The following is a 16,284-nucleotide window of genomic DNA, read 5'->3' on the forward strand; positions in this document are numbered from 1 at the left end:
GGTGCCCCGGGCGTTTCCGTGGGGCTAGGAGAGCGCGCTGAGGCAGAACTGCACGAGGCCGGCGTCGACGTCGAGGACGATCTTCTTCATCTCCGGCCACGGCGGGTGGAAGTCCATGCCCCATTCGATCGTGAAGGCCAGGATCCTTTCCTCGTCCGCCCCGACGATGTGGCGCGCGTACGTGTAGTCGTCGCTGGTGCCGCAGGTCGGGTAGAGGTCGAAGGCGGGCTTGGGGGTGTAGACCTTGCCCCGCACGCCCTTGAGGGCCTTGCAGAACTGCTGGGCGAGCAGGGCGGCGTCGTCGGCGTCCGGTTTCGGGATGAACTCCGCGTAGAGCAGGTCGTCCCGCAGGCCGCGCTTGCCGTCGAAGGCGGGGTTCTGGAAGTTCCTGGTCGGGTCGTCCGACTGGCTGTCGTCGTCGCCCCAGACGTAGAGCATGTTCTGGGTGTAGCTGTGGACGTCGACGAACCAGCGGGTGCGTATGAAGTGCTCGATCAGCCAGCGGACGTTGCGCGTCTCCGGTTCCGAGAAGGGTTCGGGGCCTTGGTACACCTGGTTGGGGTCGGCCGGGTCGTCCGAGACCCGGACGGGGGCGAGTGGGTGGAAAGCGGTTCTGAAGTCGAAGAGGAAGTCGAAGTTGCGGTTGATGTCGACGCCGATCGCCTGCGGGTCCCCGCCGGACTGGGCCGGGTTGCGGTTGCGGCGCCAGTCGGGGTCGACGGTCTGGCTGTAGCGCCGGCCGTCGGGGTTGACGAGCGGGAAGACGACGACGTCGAGTTCCTCGACGACCGTGCGGACCTGGTCGGCGGTGAAGTGCGTACCGCCGTACGCCAGGCCCGTGCCGCCCGCGTACGCGTGCAGCAGGTCGGCCGCGAGGTTGACGAGGATCTCGCAGCTGCCCCACTCCCGGGCGTGCACGCCGCCGGTGAGGACGACGGCGTCCTTGGGTGCGAGGCGGTGGGTGCCGATGCGCAGGGCGTGGCAGGTGCGGCCCTGGACGGAGGGCTCGGGAAGTTCGATGAGGTCGGTGGTGGTCGGGAACGCGGTGGCCAGGCTGGTCAGACCGGACTCGACCTCGACGACGTTGAAGTACGGCATGGCGTCCCTCCTGGGTCCTTCCTAGGAGTCCTTCACCTTGAGGGCGAGTCCCTGGGGAAGGGCGTCCTCGGGAGCGAAGCGGTCGCCCTCGCCGACCTCGGCCTGGCGGGCCCGCCCGACGGCGGTGGCGTCTTCGACGATGGTGACGGTCACGCCCTCGCGTTCGAGGGCCTCGGCCTCGTCGGGGGTGACGTAGGCGTCGATGGTGCAGCTGCCGTCCTCGGCCTGGCGGACGCGCCCACCGACATCGGGGTGGGCATCGCGCAGGAGGGCGCGCAGGGTGTCGGCGTCCCTGGCGGCGACCCGGGCGCGCAGGATCGTGCGGTCGTCGGACATGACGGGGCCTCCTTCGGGCGCCGTCGGGCCCACATCGGAGAGCGGAAGCCGGGGCCGGCATCGAAGGGCCGGGACCGGGCGCGACGGACGGCGCGACGAGCGCTCGCGGGGACGACGGTACATACACACGTACGTGGTCATGTACGGATATATCCGATGTGTACCTCGTATTCTCAGCGTGCGCTTCCGCCGTAGAAGGCGTCAAGAGGCGGCTCGGGCATGCGGCCGAGCAGGCTGTCGAGGCCCGCGAGCAGTTCCTGTTCGTCGTACTCGGCGAAGAGCATGGAGTCCCTGTGCCGGATGAACCGGTCCGGGAACTTGACCGACCGGAACGAAGCCTGGTTCGGGTTCCGGGGGCGTTCGCCGCGACCGCGGCCGTCGACCCGCCCGGGGTTACCAGGGCGGTCATCGGCGTGCTCCCGTCACGAGACCGACGAGCTGGGCCGTACGGTCGGCGAGGGCGGCCAGATCGCCGCTCTCGCAGGCGTCGCCGACGAGGGGGCTGCCCATGCCGAGCGCGGTGGCACCCGCCCGGAGGTAGCCGGGGGCGTCGTCGAGGCCGATGCCACCGGTGGGCACGAGCGGTACGCCGGGGAACGGCGCGCGGACGGCGCGGACGTACTCCGGGCCTCCGACGGCGGCGGGAAACAGTTTCACCATGGAGGCCCCCGCGTGCCACGCCGTCAGGATCTCCGTCGGAGTGAGAACGCCGGGCAGCACCGGGACTCCGAGCCGGCGGGCCTCGGCGATCACCTCGGGCTGGGTGGTCGGGGTGATGAGGTACTCGGCGCCCGCGGCCACCGCCGCCTCGGCCTCGCGCGGGGTGGTGACCGTGCCGGCGCCGAGCGTGAGGCCGTCGGGCAGGTCCTGCGCGTACTCGCGCAGAGCGGCGAGGACCCCGGGGGTGGTGAGCGTGAACTCGATCGCGCGGATGCCTCCCCGGCGCAGGGTGTCGGCGACTTCGGGGAACCGGTCGGCGGAGCTGGAGCGCAGGATCGCCACGACGGGCATGGCGGCGAGTGCGGCTGAGAGAGCGGTCATGACGTCTCCTGGGGGACGAGATCGTCGAACGGCACGGCCGGAAGTCCGGCGATGCCCGGGCGGCAGACGAACAGCCGGCCGGCGTGGCGTTCTTCGTGCAGCTGCTGGTGTGTCAGTTCTTCGGTCGCCGTCGTGATCACGAGGGTGTCGAGGGCGGGGCCGGCGAAGACGACGCCGGACACGTGCGAGGTGCCGACGTGCACGACGGTGTGGCAGGTGCCGTCGGGTGCGAAGGCGCGAACCTGGCCCCCTCCCCGGACCGCGACCCACACATTGCCGTCGCGGTCGACGGTCAGGCCGTCCGGGAGACAGCCTTCGATCGAGGCGAAGGGCCGACGACCGCTGGGAGTGCCGGTGGCGAGGTCGTAGTCGAACACGTCGACACGGCCGGCCGGAACGGACGTGCGAGGTCGTGGCGGCTTACGCCGATGTGCTGGACGAGGTGGCCGAGCCCCGGTTCGTCGAGTGGGACCTGTGGCCCGGCAACTGCATGGTGCGTGACGGTCGGATCGTGGCGATCCTCGACCACGAGCGGGCGTTCTACGGCGATCCGTTGATGGAGTTCGGCTTCGCCGGGAGCGGTTCGAGAGCTTTCGGGGCTCCACGGCGTTCGTCCGCGGCTACGGCCACCGGGCGTTCACCGCCGCCGAGCGGACTCGCCGGCAGTCGTACGGCCTTCACCTTGCTCTGGTCCAGATCATCGAGACGGACTTCCGGGCGCAGGCCGACACCGCACCGTACGACCGGGCCTGTGGACGACTGCGGGAGACCGTGGCCCTGCTCGGCGGGCAAGGGGGCTGACGGTCTCCGGGCGGGCGGTGCGGCCGAGGCCTGCCCGGGAGCCCTTCGGTTGTCTTCTCTTGGAGTCGGTCCAACATATTTCAACATCTTGATGGGCGGGGTGTCCGATTGCCCACGTAGTAAGCGATTGCCGTGGTCAGGGCTCCATTCCAGGTCTCGGTAACGGCGACGTATCGATCTGAAACCTCCTGGATGCGCTGTTGACTTTTGATGGAAACGGCGATTTTCTGTGGTGCATCGAGTTGATTGACGACTGACTGTGGCGACCTCGACACCCCGAAGCCCCAGTCACCCGCTCTCGCAACGTCGTTGGACAGGACCGGAACCGTCGTTCCCTCTCCCTCGCCACGACCCTCCGCGAGCCCACCTGAATCTGCGCCTCACCGGTCGGCCGTGTGCGGCCCGTTCGAGCAAGGGGAATGACATGTTCACTGAACACAACCGGCGGCCGATGGCAGTGGCCGTCCTGGGCCTGGCCTCCGTCCTCGCACTGACCTCCTGCTCCAGCGGTCAGCAGGCAGCCGGCTCGGGGGGCGGAGACGTCGCCAAGGTCGACGGCAAGATATCCCTGACCTACCTCCAGAAGCAGGGCGACCAGGAGTACTTCGTCGGCGAGGCGGCCGGAGCCAAGGCCAAGGCCGACGAGCTCGGCATCGACCTGAAGGTCGTCAACCTCGGCACCGACGCCAACAAGACCATCAGCGAGGCCCAGTCGGCGATCTCGCAGAAGAGCAACGGCCTGATCGTCGTCGTCCCCGACCCGGCCGTCGGACCCCAGGTCGCCCAGATCGCCAAGGACGCCAAGGTCGCCCTGCTCACCTCCGACGACCAGATCTGCACGACGGGGCCGGACCCGTCCGCCTGTCCGGCCGACGCCCTGGTGCCCCGGATCGGCTTCAGCGGCGCCCAGATGGGCGGCGAGGTCGGCAAGCGCGCCGCCGCGGAGTTCAAGAAGGCCGGCTGGAACCCCGCCGAGACCCGCACCATCTCCGCGTGGAAGCAGGACGTGACCGTCTGCACCGACCGCGTCAAGGCCTCCAAGGACGCCTTCGCCGCCAACTCCGGCGCCAAGGTGCAGAACATCGACGTTCCCACGGACAACAGCCCCACCGGAGCGCAGGACAAGATCGCGGCCACGATCACCGCGAACCCGGGCGTCAAGCACTGGGTGGTCTGGGGCTGCAACGACGAGAACGTCCAGGGCGGGGTGACCGCACTGGAGAACGCCGGCTTCAAGGCCGACGACGTCATCGGCGTGGGCCTCGGCGCCTACCTGGCCTGCAAGAACTGGAGCTCCGACAAGCCCTCCGGAATGAAGGCCGCGCTGTTCATCAACGGCAAGGACGTCGGCGCCCTGGCCGTGCAGACGATGTACGACAAGCTCAAGAACGGCAAGGCCTTCCCCAAGGAGGCCTTCGCCCCGACCACGATGGTCGACGCCTCCACCTGGAAGTCCGCCGGAGTCACCTGCGGCTGAGCCGCAGCCCCTCGGCGCCGGTGCGGCGGCCCGTCCCGCTCGCCGCACCGGCTTCTCCCGCCGCCCGGCACTCCGTCGGCCCCTTCCCGTCCCTCCAGTCCGTGAGGCCAGCATGACCACACCCGGCACCCGACCCCCCACGCCGACGACCCCAGGCGCCGGTGTCGCCGTCGAGAACATCATCAAGCGCTTCGGCGCCGTCCAGGCCCTGGGCGGAGTCACCCTGACCTTCCCCCCGGGGCAGGTCACCGCCCTCATGGGCGAGAACGGCGCAGGCAAGTCCACGCTGCTGAAGATCCTCACCGGCGACCACCAGCCCACCGAAGGACGCGTCCTCCTCGACGGCACGCCGGTCTCGTTCGCCTCACCGCAGGACGCGCGCAAGGCCGGGATCCGCATCATCCCGCAGGAGCCGGAGATCATCCCGCACGTCTCCGTGGCCGAGAACGTCTACGCCGGCTCCCTTCCCCGCAAGGCGGGCCGACGCCTCGACCGCGCCGAACTGCGCCGCAGGATCACCGCAGACCTGGCCCGGCTCGGCTTCGAGAAGGTCATCGACCCCGACCAGCTCGGCTCCGAACTGACCCCGGCCCAGCGCCAGTTGGTGGAGATCCTGCGCGCCCTCACCGGCGAGGCCAAGGTCATCGCCTTCGACGAGCCGACCTCCTCGCTCGCGGAGAACGAGGCCGAGGCCCTGTTCGCCCTCATCGGCCGGCTGCGCGCCCAGGGCATCGCGATCATCTACGTCTCCCACCGCATGAAGGAGATCTTCCGGCTCGCGGACCGGATCGCGGTGCTCCGCGACGGCGCCTCCGCCGGCGTCCTCGACGCCACGGCGACCACCGAGGGCGAGGTCGTACGGATGATGGTGGGCCGTGACCTCTCCTCGCTGTTCGTACGGCAGGACGTCGCCCGGGACGAGGTCGTCCTGGAACTGGACGGCGTCACCACCGACGACGTCACCGACATCAGCCTCCGGATCAGGGCCGGAGAGGTGGTCGCCCTCGCCGGGCTGATGGGCGCCGGGCGTTCGGAGCTGGGCCTCGCCCTCGCCGGTGACCGCCCCCTGCGCTCCGGGCGGATCACCCTGAACGGCCGCCCCCTGCGGCTGCGCAGCCCCAAGGACGCCATCCGGGCCGGCATCGGCCTGGCCCCGGAGGAGCGCAAGGCCCAGGCCCTCTTCCTGCAGCGGTCCATCCGTGACAACACCTCCCTGGTCAGCCTGGAGCGGCTGCGCCGGATGCGTTTCGTCCGCAGCGGCCAGGAGAAGGCCGTCGCCCAGGAGTTCTCCGACCGGCTCAGGGTGCGCACCCCGTCCATCGAGCACGAGGTGCGCAAGCTGTCCGGCGGCAACCAGCAGAAGGTCGTCCTCGCCCGGTGGCTGCTGCGCCGGCCGAAGGTCCTGATCCTCGACGAGCCCACCCGCGGCATCGACATCGGCGCCAAGGCGGAGATCTACCGGATCATCGCCGACCTGGCACGGGACGGCGTCGCCCTGCTCGTGATCTCCTCCGAACTCCCCGAGGTGCTCGGCCTCGCCGACCGCGTCGTGGTGATGCAGAACGGCCGCATCACCGGCGAACTCGACCGGGCCGAGGCGACCGAGGAATCGATCCTCAACCTCGCCATGGCCGACGACCTCGCCCCCCTGGACGCCGCCCCCACCCCGGCCGCCGACCGGCCCCGTACCGACTCCGCCCATGGAGGCCCCCGATGACCACCGCCACCACCTCCCCGGTCGAGACCGAGAAGGCCCCCACAGCCGCGCGCAAGCGCTCGCCGCTGGCCGCCCTGGGCGGGCAGAACCTCAGCCTCATCGGTGCGCTCGTCGTGGTCCTCGGACTGTTCGGCGCCCTCAACGAGAACTACCTGAGCTGGTCCAACATCCAGGTCATCGGCGAAGCCGTGACGATCACCGGACTGCTCGCCATCGTCCAGACCGTCGTCATCATCTGCGGCGGCCTCGACATCTCGGTCGGCTCACAGGCCGGCCTGGCCTCCGTGGTCAGCGCGATGGCCTTCACCTCGGCCGGCTCCAACCCCTACCTCGGCATGGGCGCCGCCCTCGTCATCGGAGTGCTCGTCGGCATCGTGAACGGCGTGGCGATCGTCTACGGACGGGTCAACCCCACCATCGCCACCCTCGCCGGACTCGCCGCGTACAAGGGCGTCGCCCAGCTGGTCTCCGACGGCCGGGCCCAGGGCTACGTCCTCAACGACCCGGTCTTCGTGTTCCTCGGCCGCGGAAAGATCGCCGGCCTGCCGGTGATGATCTGGATCCTCATCGTCGTCGCGATCGCCGTGCACGTGATGCTCAAGTACACGGACATCGGCCGCAACCTCTACGCGATCGGCGGCAACGACACCGCCGCCCGTCTCGCCGGCATCAACATCAACAAGTACCTCGTCGCGGTCTACGCCCTCATCGGCGTGGTCGCCGCCGTCGCCGGCATCCTGCTCACCGCCCGCACCGGCTCCGGCCAGCCCGTCTCCGGCAGCGAGGGCCTCGAACTCAAGGCCATCACCGCCGCCGCGCTCGGCGGCTGCGCCCTCAAGGGCGGCAAGGGCGGCGTGGGCGGCACCCTGCTCGCCGTCGCCCTGCTGGGCGCCCTGGAGAACGGCCTGACGGTCCAGGGCATCAACACGTTCTGGCAGAACGTCGCCCAGGGCGCCCTGCTCGTGGCCGCCGTGGTGATCCAGCAGCGCCGCAACGGTGAACGAGCCGTCGGACTTCCGCACTGACCGTACACACGGACGAGGCCCGCCCCCTGAGGGGAGCGGGCCTCTCGGCGTGCCGGCGACCGCCAGGAACGGATGCCGGAGGCAGTGTCGTCCGGCGGGAAGCGGATCGGGGCCGGCCGGGCCCTCCGCGAACGTGAGCCTCAAGGCGACGTACCGCCCGGCGAGGGCACGGGATCGAAGCTCCTCCGGACACAGCCGACGCTCGCGTCGAGAGGGAAGCACGTCGCCAGGGGCCCATCACCGTCCTCGACGGTCGGCTTGTCGTACGGGGCGGCGTACGCGGTATGCGCCGCGGTGCCCCGGGCCGTCGGGCCGGGGGCCGCCCTCGCGGCCCGCCGAGAGCGGTGGACCACCAGGTCCGCCACCTGGGGGAGACGGCAAAGAGCCCTCCCACGGGGTGGGAGGGCGGGAGGGAGAGCCGGGGCAGGTGCGGCGCGAGAAGGGCGGAAGCCGGCGCCATGCCGGTTCCCGGGGCGACGAGGCCGGGGCTCGGGTGCACGGGGGACGCACCCGAACCCCGGCCTCGCCGGGCGTTCCTACTCCTCGGTGGGGCCGAGGTCGGGCGTGTCGCGGAAGTCGACGGTACGGCCGCGGGGGCCCGCGTGGAGTTCCAGGACGACGATCTCGTTCGTACCGGGGCGCAGGACCGGAGCCGGGACGTACAGCGACTTCTGAGGGCCGCGGGACCAGTAGCGGCCGAGGGCGAAGCCGTTGACCCAGGCGTTGCCCTTGGTCCAGCCGTCGAGGTGCAGGAAGGTGTCGGCCGCCTCGGTGACCTCGAAGGTGCCCCGGTGGAAGGCCGGCCCCACGGGGGTCGTCGTGGTGGCCGCGAAGGGGACGTCCTCCAGCGCGGTGAGCGGGAGCGACCAGTTCGTCCAGGCCGTCGGCTCGGCGCCGTCTAGGAGGACCTTGCCGAGCAGGCCCTTGCGGTCGTGGATGCCCTGTCCGTAGTTCACCCGGCCCTGGTTCTCCACCAGGATCGAGAGCACGCTGCCGGCCCGGGGGACCGTGAAGGCCAGGGCGTGCTCGTGGTTCTCGCGCTCCAGGACGCCCACCGGCTGACCGTCGACGAAGACCTGGGCGCGGTCGCGGACGTGCTCGATCTCCAGCAGCGCGGGACCGCGCAGGAGCAGGGCGGTCTCGTACAGGACGAAGCCGAAGTCCTGCTCCAGCTCCTCCATGGTCAGCGGCCGCCGGGAGTCGATCCGCGGCGCCAGCCCGGCCGTGCTCGGCAGCAGCTCGGCGCTCTCCGTCAACGCGACCGCCGGGAGGGCCAGTTTGGCGCCCGGAGAGGGGACGGGGCCGTCCGGCACGGGCGCGTACTTGGCGATGATGTCGCGGAAGGCGGTGTACTTCTCCGTCGGGTCCCCGGCCTCGTCGAGCGGGGCGTCGTAGTCGTACGACGTCACGGTGGGCCGGTAGGTGTGCTTGTCGTTGGCGCCGTTGGTGAAGCCGAAGTTGGTGCCGCCGTGGAACATGTAGAAGTTCACCGAGGCGCCGGTGGCGAGGAGTTCGTCGAGCTCGCGGGCCGCGTCCTCCGGGTCGCGGACCACGTGGCGCGCACCCCACCGGTCGAACCAGCCGATCCAGAACTCCGTCGTCATCAGCGGCCCCTCGGGGCGCTGCGCGCGCAGGGCGGTCAGGTGTTCGGCCGACCGGCTGCCGAAGTTGGCGGTGGCGAGGACGCCGGGCAGCGCGCCCCGCTCCAGGTCGACCGGCTGGTCGCAGGTGAAGAGGGGGACGTCGACCCCGCAGGTGCGCAGCGAGTCGGCGATGTGCTCCAGATAGGCGGTGTCGTCGCCGTAGGCCCCGTACTCGTTCTCCACCTGCACGGCCAGGACCGGACCGCCCTGCGAGGCGAGGTACGGCCGGAGCGGGGTGAGCAGGCGGGTGAAGAAGTCGTCCACCGCCGCCAGGAACCGGGGGTCGCGGGAGCGCAGCTGGATGTCCGGCTCGGTGAGCAGCCAGGAGGGCAGGCCGCCGCCCTCCCACTCGGCGCAGATGTACGGGCCGGGCCGCAGCAGGACGTGGAGTCCTTCGGCGGCGGCGAGGTCGAGGAAGCGGGGGAGGTCGAGCCCGCCGTCCATCACGAAACGGTCGGGGCGCGGCTGGTGGAGGTTCCAGGGGACGTAGGTCTCGACGGTGTTGAGCCCCATGAGCCGGGCCTTGCGGAGCCGGTCCTGCCACTGCTCGGGGTGGACCCGGAAGTAGTGCAGCCCGCCGGACAAGAAGCGGAAGGGTTGACCGTCGAGCAGGAATCCGGCCTTGTCTGTCTGGAGATCGGGCATGCGCTGTGTGCTCCTGTAGGTGAAGGGTCGTGCGGGGCCGGGACGTCACCCCGATATGTTTACGCAAACACGCGGGGCGCGGCAAGCCCTTTCCGCGGGCTTGCGGGGGCGGAGCCGCGATGGGGCTCCGCCCCCGCGTCGAGCGGGTTACTTGTTGACGGTGAAGCCCTGGTCCTTGCCGTACTTGACGCTGGCGTCCTGCCAGGCCTTCAGGCCGTCGGAGAGCTTGGTCGGGGAGACGTAGGCCTTGCCGACGGTGTCGTTGAAGATCGAGTTCGCGTACACCTGGAAGGGCAGGTAGGACCAGTCGGCGCCGACGTTGCGGGCGGACTCGGCGAAGATCTGGTTGGCCTGCTGACCGCCGAAGTACGGGAACTTGGTGTCGAGGAAGGCCTTCGACTCCAGGTCGGCGCGGGTCGCCGGGAAGGCTCCCGCGGCGACGCGGGCGCTCGCGCCGGCTCCGGTGGTGGCGTACTCGGTGAAGGCGTAGGCGAGTTCCTTGTTCTTGGCGGCCTTGGGGACGGCGAGGGAACTGCCGCCGTTCTCAGCGGTGACCTTGTCGCCCTTCGTCCACTGCGGGAGCGGGGCGACGCGCCAGTCGCCGGAGGCGGAGGCGACGCCCGAGGTGAAGTTGGCGGGCATCCAGGCGCCGATGGAGAGGGTGGCGATGGAGCCGTCGGCCAGGCCCTTGTACCAGGCGTCGCTCCAGGAGCTGACGGGCGCGACGAGCTTCTCGTCGAGGAGCTTCTGCCAGGTGGCGGCGTACTTCTGGGTGCCCTCGTCGCCGAAGTCGATGGTGACGTCGGCGCCGTCGCTCTGGTAGGGGCGGCCGCCGGCCTGCCAGATCATGCTGGTGGTGGCGCCGGCGTCGCCGGTGTCGTTGGTGATGAAGATCTTGGGGTCGGCCTTGTGCAGGGCGCGGGCGGCCTCCACGTACTCGTCCCAGGTGGTCGGCACCTTGATGTGGTGCTTGTCGAAGACCTTCTTGTTGTAGAAGAACGCCATCGGGCCGGAGTCCATGGGCAGCGCGTAGATCGACTTGTCCTCGGTGACCGCGTTCCAGGGGCCGCTGGTGAAGCTGGTGCCGTACTTCTGGGCGCCGTAGGAGGAGAGGTCCTCGACGGACTTGCCGATGGTGAACTGGCCGAGGGCGTAGTACTCGACCTGGGCGACGTCGGGGGCGCCGGAGCCGGCGGCTATCGCGTTCTGCAGGGCGGTGTACTGCTTGTCGCCGGTGCCGGCGTTGACCAGTTCGACGTCGACCTTGGGGTACTTCTTCTCGAAGTCCTCCACGACCTTCTTGAGCGTGGGTTCCCATGCCCACACGGTGATCTTGCCGCCCTTCTCCAGCGCGGCGTTGACGTCCTTCGGACCGCTGTCGCCGCCTCCCGTGTCCGAGGCGTCGGAGCCGCAGGCCGTGGCGGTCAGCGTGAGCGTGGCGACAGCGGCGATCGCGCCGAGCAGTCTGCGGGTGGTGTGGATGCGCATGGGAGGTGCTCCTGGTCGGTGGTGCGGGTGGGAGGAACTTCCGGGAGAGGGGTGGATCGGGGCGGGGCGGTCGTCGCTCGACGCTTTCGGCGGCCGGTCATTCCTTGACGCTGCCGGCGGCCAGGCCGGACTGCCAGTACCGCTGGAGGAGGAGGAAGACGGCCACGATCGGCACGATCGTGAGCAGGGAGCCGGTGATGATGAGGTCGAAGACGGCCTCGCCGCCGGCGGTCTGGGCCTGGGCGTTCCAGGCGTTGAGCCCGAGGGTCAGCGGGTACCAGTCGGGGTCCTTGATCATGATCAGCGGCAGAAAGTAGTTGTTCCAGGTCGCGACCATGGAGAACAGCAGGACGGTGACGATGCCCGGGGTGAGCAGGGGCAGGGCGATGGTGAAGAAGGTGCGCAGCTCGCCGGAGCCGTCGATGCGGGCGGCCTCCAGGAGTTCGGTGGGGACGGCCTCGGAGGCGAAGACCCACATGAGGTAGAGGCCGAAGGGGGAGATCAGGGAGGGGATGATGACGGCCCAGGGGGTGTTGGTCAGTCCCATGGAGCTGAACATCAGGAAGGTGGGGACGGCGAGCGCGGTGCCAGGCACGGCCACGGCGCCGATGACGACCGCGAAGACGGCCTTGCGGCCGGGGAAGTCGTACTTGGCCAGGGCGTAGCCGCCCAGGACGGCGAGGACCGTGGCGCCGCCCGCGCCGGCGGCGACGTACAGCAGGGTGTTGAGGAGCCAGCGGACGAAGACGCCGTCGTCGTAGGTGAGGGTGCGGCCGATGTTGTCCCAGAAGTGCGTGTCGTCGGCGAACCACAGGCCGAAGGAGTCGAGCAGGCCCTTCTGGTCCTTGGTGGCGTTGATGAGCAGCCATGCCAGCGGCAGCAGGGTGTAGACGAGGACCAGGCCGGTGACCAGGGTCAGCGGGATGCTGGGGCGCGGGTTCAGCGGGGTGTGCGGGCGCCGCTTGCGGCGCCGGGGCGCGACGGGCGTGACGGCCGCGGTGGACGGGCCGGGTTCGGCGGCTTCGGTCTCCGCCGTCATGGTCAGGGAGGTGGTCATCGGCTCAGCCCTTCCGCATGCCGCGCAGCTGGACCGCGTAGGCGATGATCGCGGTGATGACGCCCATCACGATCGCCACGGTCGCCGCGTAGTTGTGCTGCTGGCCCGAGAAGGACAGCGAGTAGGTGTAGAGGTTGGGGGTGAAGTCGCTGGTGATGGCGTTGGGGGCGAGCTTCTGCAGGATGCTGGGCTCGTTGAAGAGCTGGAAGCTGCCGATGATCGAGAAGATCGTGGCGATGACCAGTGCGCTGCGGATCGCCGGGAGCTTGACCGAGCGCACCACCCGCCATTCCCCCGCGCCGTCGATGGCCGCGGCCTCGTAGAGCGAGCGGGGTACGACCTTGAGCGCCGAGTAGAAGATCAGCATGTTGTAGCCGACGAACTCCCAGGTCACGATGTTGCCGATGGAGGCCAGGACCAGGGACGGCGAGAGCGGATCGGGCAGCGAGGTCCCGAAAGTGTCGTTGATGTTTCCGACCAGGCCGAACTGCGTGCCGTACATGAAGCCCCAGATCAGGCCGGCGACGACGGCGGGCACGGCGTACGGCAGGAAGATCGCGACCCGGAAGAAGGTCTTGCCGTAGAGCCGGCCGCTGTCGATGGCCAGGGCCGCCAGGAGGGCGATGCCGAGCATGATCGGCACCTGGACCAGCAGGAAGAGCCCGACGCGCACCAGTCCGTCCCAGAAACGGGGGTCGGAGAGCGCCTCACCGTAGTTGTCGAGGCCGACGAACGTGGTCCCGCCGATGAGCCGGTCCTGGAAGAGACTCAGGTATACGGCGTAACCGATCGGCGCGAGGAACACCAGACCGAAGACCCCGACGAACGGGCCGGCGAACCCCCATCCCACCCAGGCCTCCTTGCGGAGGCGGAAACGGGATCCACGGCGGGGCGGTGGCACCGCCCGTGCTGACGTCGACAGGAGCGTCATGTCTTGGTCCTAGCGTCGGTGACCGACCGGTCGGGAGACGGGGAGCGAGGTGAAGGGGCCTGAGGCCGAGAATCGACCCTGTGAAAGGGGCTGGCCGATGCGAAATGTTTACGCAATCATCGGTAAGGTGATGGTGACATTCCCGCTGGGGGGCGTCAAGCACGAACTGGCAGCGAACGGGAGGGAATCGAGTGACCGAGCAGAACGCGACCGGTCGGTCGGTGGCCGTGAACGACGGCCGACGAGGAGCGCGGGGCAGGCCACGCCGGGTCTCCATGGCGGACGTCGCCCAGCGGGCAGGGGTCTCCTCGCAGACGGTGTCCCGTGTGTCCAATGGGGACGCGGCCGTCGTCGAGGCGACGCGCAAGAAGGTCCTCGACGCGATGAAGGAGCTGGGATATCGCCCCAACAGCGCGGCTCGCGCCCTCAAGCGGGGTGACTTTCGAGCCATAGGCGTCATCATCAGGGGTCTCACCAGCACGGGCAACGTCCGGACCCTGGACGCCGTCGCCAGCTCGGCGTCCCGCGCCGGCTACGCGGTCACCCTCATCCCGCTCGACGCCCCCACGCAGGACAACGTCAAGGGGGCCTTCACCCGCCTCGACGAGCTGGCCGTCGACGCCGTCGTGCTGATCATGGAAGTGCACCTCCTCGATGCCGCTGCCCTCACCCTGCCGCCGCACGTCAAGGCGGTCGTGGTGGACTCGGACGCCACGGGGCGCTTCCCGGTGGTGGACACGGACCAGCGGCAGGGCGCCCGCTCCGCGGTGCGGCACCTGCTCGGCCTCGGCCACTCCACGGTGTGGCACGTCGCGGGACCCGAGGAGTCCTTCGCCGCAGGCCGTCGTGCCGAGGCGTGGGAGGCGGCGCTGCGCGAGGAAGGGCGCACGGTGCCTCCCGTGCTGCACGGCGACTGGACTCCCGAATCGGGTTACGAAGCGGGCCTGAGGCTCGCCGACGAGGATTCCTGCACGGCGGTCTTCGTGGCCAACGACCAGATGGCCCTCGGTGTGCTGCGGGCCTTCCACGAACGCGGCGTGCGCGTCCCCGAGGACGTCAGCGTCGTCGGCTTCGACGACATCCCCGAGGCGGCCTCCTTCATTCCGCCCCTGACCACGGTCCACCAGGACTTCGCGCAGGTCGGAGCGCTGTGCGTCGACGCCGTCCTGCAGGAGCTGGCGGGCGAGACGGTGACGGGGGTGCGGCTCGTGGCGACCACCCTGGTGGAACGGAGCAGCACGGCGCCCCCCGGCGCGCGTGGACAGGAGCGCTGAGACCGCACGCCCGGGGATGAAGAAGGGGCGCCGGAAGAGTCGTGCCGACCGGACACCACGGAAAGGGGTCGGCAGGAGGGTCGGACAGACCGAGGGCGGCGGGGTCGCCACCCGGGCTTCCGGATCACTTCTCGGATCTTCCCGGTCGTTTCTCGAACGGGCTCGCCGTCGACATCGGAGTGAATGACATGACCCTGGAATCCGTCCTCGCCCACTCCCGGCACTGGCCGATCCGCCCCGCTTCGCTGGCGCTCGACGGCGAGGTGCTGACGGTGGAGGCGGGTGCCGGCACCGATGTCTTCGCCAACCCCTTGACCGGCGAGGTCAGAAACGACGCGGCCCGTGCCCTTCTCGTCCCTCCCGAGGGGGACTGGCAGTTCTCGGCCCGCGTCGGCGTGGGCTTCCGGGCCCCCTGGGACGCCGGCGCCGTGGTCGTCTGGTCCGCGCCGGACACATGGGCCAAACTCAACCTCGAACAGTCGCCCGACGGCCGGCCCACCGTGTATTCCGTGGTCACCCGGGGGCTCTCGGACGACGCGGTGGGGTGGACCCTCGACAGCGGCCCGGCATGGCTGCGCATCAGCCGCATCGACGACGGCTTCGCCTTCCATGTGTCGCTCGACGGGAGTTCCTGGCGGTTGGCGCGCCAGTTCGGTCTGGGGCCCGTGACGGATCTGCGGGTCGGCATCGAGGTCCAGTCTCCGGTGGGGCAGGGCTGCACGGTCCGATTCGACCGCATGACGCTGACCTCGACGCGGCTGGCGCACCTCTTCGACGGGCGCTGATCGCTGCGCGGCGACCGCGCCATTGCCACCGGGGCCTGGGGCACGGCGCCGCACCCGGCCGCGACGACCGCGACCGCGGCTTGTGCGTGACGCCCGGCGGCGCCGCGGACGGCGAGTCCGGGTGGGTCGACTTCTCGCGCCGGTTCCCGCCGGGCCTGGCTGTCGCCGGCCGGACAAGGCCGCCGCGGGAGCGCCTGAATACGTGATCGCGGGTCGGACCCGGCCGTGCGCTCCCTTGCCCCGGCTCCGGCCGTGTGCCGGTGAGTCCGAGGGGCGGTGAGCCCTGTCGTCACCCACGGTCCGAGCGCGTACGCCCACGGAACTCACCGAGAAGCCGGCCTTGCGAGCCGTGCAGGGGGTCGTGTCGCACGCACGGGCGTCGCCGAACGGTCGGACGTCGGAACCGACCGGTGGATCGCGTTCTGTCGTCCGTGACCATGCGTGCGAACTCCCGTCGGGAGACGTCGAAAGCTGCCCGCACGGCGGGGATCGTCCTCCGCCATGTTGGCGTAAACATCGCCGATCGGTCAACTTCGCCGAGTCTTGTCCGAATCCTTGACAGCCCCCGCCGCCCTCCCCAAACTCTCGTCCCAAGCGCTCAAGTTAACGCGAACATGGCAAGGCGAAACCCCGCTGTAACGCAGCGGCCACCTTCCATCGGTGACGCCGGACCCCACCCGGCGGCCGCCTTCCGCGGTATGCGATTTCGTCGGCGCGCTCCCCGTATCCGCAGGCGTCCCGCACCAGAAGTGCGTCTGTGCCTGCCCCATCCGCCACACCAGACATTCCCCCTCCCCAGACCACGAGGTACGCGATCATGCGACGCACATCCTCGGGGACGGCCACCGTGCTCACCGCACTCTGTGCCGTTCTCCTGTCCCTCTTCGGTGCCATGGGCACGGCTCATGCCGCGTCGGTGACCATCGACAACGCCACCCAGTTCACCGACCCGGCGGGCAATCCCGT

At 70.2% G+C, this 16,284-nt stretch carries 12 protein-coding genes and 2 pseudogenes; 6 read left to right on the top strand and 8 right to left on the bottom strand.

Features of this window, described 5'->3' with window-relative positions:
- Positions 1–24: 24 nt before the first annotated feature.
- The 4 genes and pseudogenes from ABZ318_RS17150 to ABZ318_RS17165 all read right to left on the bottom strand — a co-directional run.
- The gene (locus tag ABZ318_RS17150) at positions 25–1,098 is read right to left on the bottom strand and encodes a M14 family metallopeptidase (protein ID WP_356903276.1); all 1,074 of its coding nucleotides are present in this window, start codon (positions 1,096–1,098) and stop codon (positions 25–27) included.
- 21 nt (positions 1,099–1,119) lie between these two features.
- Complete coding sequence (locus tag ABZ318_RS17155) at positions 1,120–1,434, bottom strand: hypothetical protein (protein WP_356903277.1); 315 nt, start codon at positions 1,432–1,434, stop codon at positions 1,120–1,122.
- A 405-nt stretch (positions 1,435–1,839) separates the two neighbouring features.
- Positions 1,840–2,475: a bifunctional 4-hydroxy-2-oxoglutarate aldolase/2-dehydro-3-deoxy-phosphogluconate aldolase gene (locus ABZ318_RS17160; RefSeq protein WP_356903278.1), complete on the bottom strand. Its 636-nt coding sequence runs from the start codon at positions 2,473–2,475 to the stop codon at positions 1,840–1,842.
- A pseudogene (locus tag ABZ318_RS17165) lies at positions 2,472–2,861 on the bottom strand (SMP-30/gluconolactonase/LRE family protein); the annotation flags it as partial. The pseudogene ABZ318_RS17165 and the gene ABZ318_RS17160, both read right to left, overlap by 4 nt.
- On the opposite strand from ABZ318_RS17165, the pseudogene ABZ318_RS17170 reads away from it, so the two are divergent.
- The 4 genes and pseudogenes from ABZ318_RS17170 to ABZ318_RS17185 all read left to right on the top strand — a co-directional run.
- A pseudogene (locus ABZ318_RS17170) lies at positions 2,843–3,439 on the top strand (phosphotransferase); the annotation flags it as partial. The pseudogenes ABZ318_RS17165 and ABZ318_RS17170 sit on opposite strands and share 19 nt — an antisense overlap.
- A 261-nt stretch (positions 3,440–3,700) precedes the next feature.
- On the top strand, positions 3,701–4,753 hold the full coding sequence (locus ABZ318_RS17175; protein WP_356903279.1) for a substrate-binding domain-containing protein: 1,053 nt from the start codon (positions 3,701–3,703) through the stop codon (positions 4,751–4,753).
- Between the two features lie 112 nt (positions 4,754–4,865).
- On the top strand, positions 4,866–6,470 hold the full coding sequence (locus tag ABZ318_RS17180; RefSeq protein ID WP_356903280.1) for a sugar ABC transporter ATP-binding protein: 1,605 nt from the start codon (positions 4,866–4,868) through the stop codon (positions 6,468–6,470).
- A complete protein-coding gene (locus tag ABZ318_RS17185) occupies positions 6,467–7,495 on the top strand; it encodes an ABC transporter permease (RefSeq protein WP_356903281.1) in 1,029 nt (342 codons plus the stop codon). The genes ABZ318_RS17180 and ABZ318_RS17185 overlap by 4 nt, the downstream gene beginning before the upstream one ends.
- A 536-nt stretch (positions 7,496–8,031) precedes the next feature.
- Here the strand turns inward: ABZ318_RS17185 and ABZ318_RS17190 are convergent.
- The 4 genes from ABZ318_RS17190 to ABZ318_RS17205 all read right to left on the bottom strand — a co-directional run bounded on the left by ABZ318_RS17190 (position 8,032) and on the right by ABZ318_RS17205 (position 13,259).
- Positions 8,032–9,783, bottom strand: coding sequence for a beta-galactosidase family protein (locus ABZ318_RS17190; protein WP_356903282.1), 1,752 nt, complete (start codon positions 9,781–9,783; stop codon positions 8,032–8,034).
- A 147-nt stretch (positions 9,784–9,930) separates the two neighbouring features.
- Complete coding sequence (locus tag ABZ318_RS17195) at positions 9,931–11,271, bottom strand: sugar ABC transporter substrate-binding protein (RefSeq protein ID WP_356903283.1); 1,341 nt, start codon at positions 11,269–11,271, stop codon at positions 9,931–9,933.
- A 97-nt stretch (positions 11,272–11,368) separates the two neighbouring features.
- Positions 11,369–12,310 carry a carbohydrate ABC transporter permease gene (locus ABZ318_RS17200; protein WP_356903288.1) on the bottom strand — a complete coding sequence of 314 codons (942 nt, stop codon included), beginning with the start codon at positions 12,308–12,310 and terminating at the stop codon, positions 11,369–11,371.
- Positions 12,311–12,332: 22 nt separating this feature from the next.
- Positions 12,333–13,259 carry a sugar ABC transporter permease gene (locus tag ABZ318_RS17205; protein ID WP_356903284.1) on the bottom strand — a complete coding sequence of 309 codons (927 nt, stop codon included), beginning with the start codon at positions 13,257–13,259 and terminating at the stop codon, positions 12,333–12,335.
- A 275-nt stretch (positions 13,260–13,534) separates the two neighbouring features.
- Here ABZ318_RS17205 and ABZ318_RS17210 point away from each other — a divergent pair, with 275 nt between their 5' ends.
- On the top strand, positions 13,535–14,533 hold the full coding sequence (locus tag ABZ318_RS17210; RefSeq protein ID WP_356903289.1) for a LacI family DNA-binding transcriptional regulator: 999 nt from the start codon (positions 13,535–13,537) through the stop codon (positions 14,531–14,533).
- Positions 14,534–14,721: 188 nt separating this feature from the next.
- Complete coding sequence (locus tag ABZ318_RS17215; RefSeq protein WP_356903285.1) at positions 14,722–15,318, top strand: DUF1349 domain-containing protein; 597 nt, start codon at positions 14,722–14,724, stop codon at positions 15,316–15,318.
- Positions 15,319–16,284: the final 966 nt, after the last annotated feature.

Source organism: Streptomyces sp. NPDC006197 (genome assembly GCF_040613865.1).
Taxonomy (GTDB): Bacteria; Actinomycetota; Actinomycetes; order Streptomycetales; family Streptomycetaceae; genus Streptomyces.

Coding starts and splice junctions, on each gene's coding strand:
- ABZ318_RS17160 (WP_356903278.1), bottom strand. CDS start 2,475: ATGACCGCTCTCTCAGCCGCACTCGCCGCCATGCCCGTCGTGGCGATC.
- ABZ318_RS17195 (WP_356903283.1), bottom strand. CDS start 11,271: ATGCGCATCCACACCACCCGCAGACTGCTCGGCGCGATCGCCGCTGTC.
- ABZ318_RS17205 (WP_356903284.1), bottom strand. CDS start 13,259: ATGACGCTCCTGTCGACGTCAGCACGGGCGGTGCCACCGCCCCGCCGT.
- ABZ318_RS17210 (WP_356903289.1), top strand. CDS start 13,535: ATGGCGGACGTCGCCCAGCGGGCAGGGGTCTCCTCGCAGACGGTGTCC.
- ABZ318_RS17155 (WP_356903277.1), bottom strand. CDS start 1,434: ATGTCCGACGACCGCACGATCCTGCGCGCCCGGGTCGCCGCCAGGGAC.
- ABZ318_RS17175 (WP_356903279.1), top strand. CDS start 3,701: ATGTTCACTGAACACAACCGGCGGCCGATGGCAGTGGCCGTCCTGGGC.
- ABZ318_RS17185 (WP_356903281.1), top strand. CDS start 6,467: ATGACCACCGCCACCACCTCCCCGGTCGAGACCGAGAAGGCCCCCACA.
- ABZ318_RS17215 (WP_356903285.1), top strand. CDS start 14,722: ATGACCCTGGAATCCGTCCTCGCCCACTCCCGGCACTGGCCGATCCGC.
- ABZ318_RS17180 (WP_356903280.1), top strand. CDS start 4,866: ATGACCACACCCGGCACCCGACCCCCCACGCCGACGACCCCAGGCGCC.
- ABZ318_RS17190 (WP_356903282.1), bottom strand. CDS start 9,783: ATGCCCGATCTCCAGACAGACAAGGCCGGATTCCTGCTCGACGGTCAA.
- ABZ318_RS17200 (WP_356903288.1), bottom strand. CDS start 12,310: ATGACGGCGGAGACCGAAGCCGCCGAACCCGGCCCGTCCACCGCGGCC.
- ABZ318_RS17150 (WP_356903276.1), bottom strand. CDS start 1,098: ATGCCGTACTTCAACGTCGTCGAGGTCGAGTCCGGTCTGACCAGCCTG.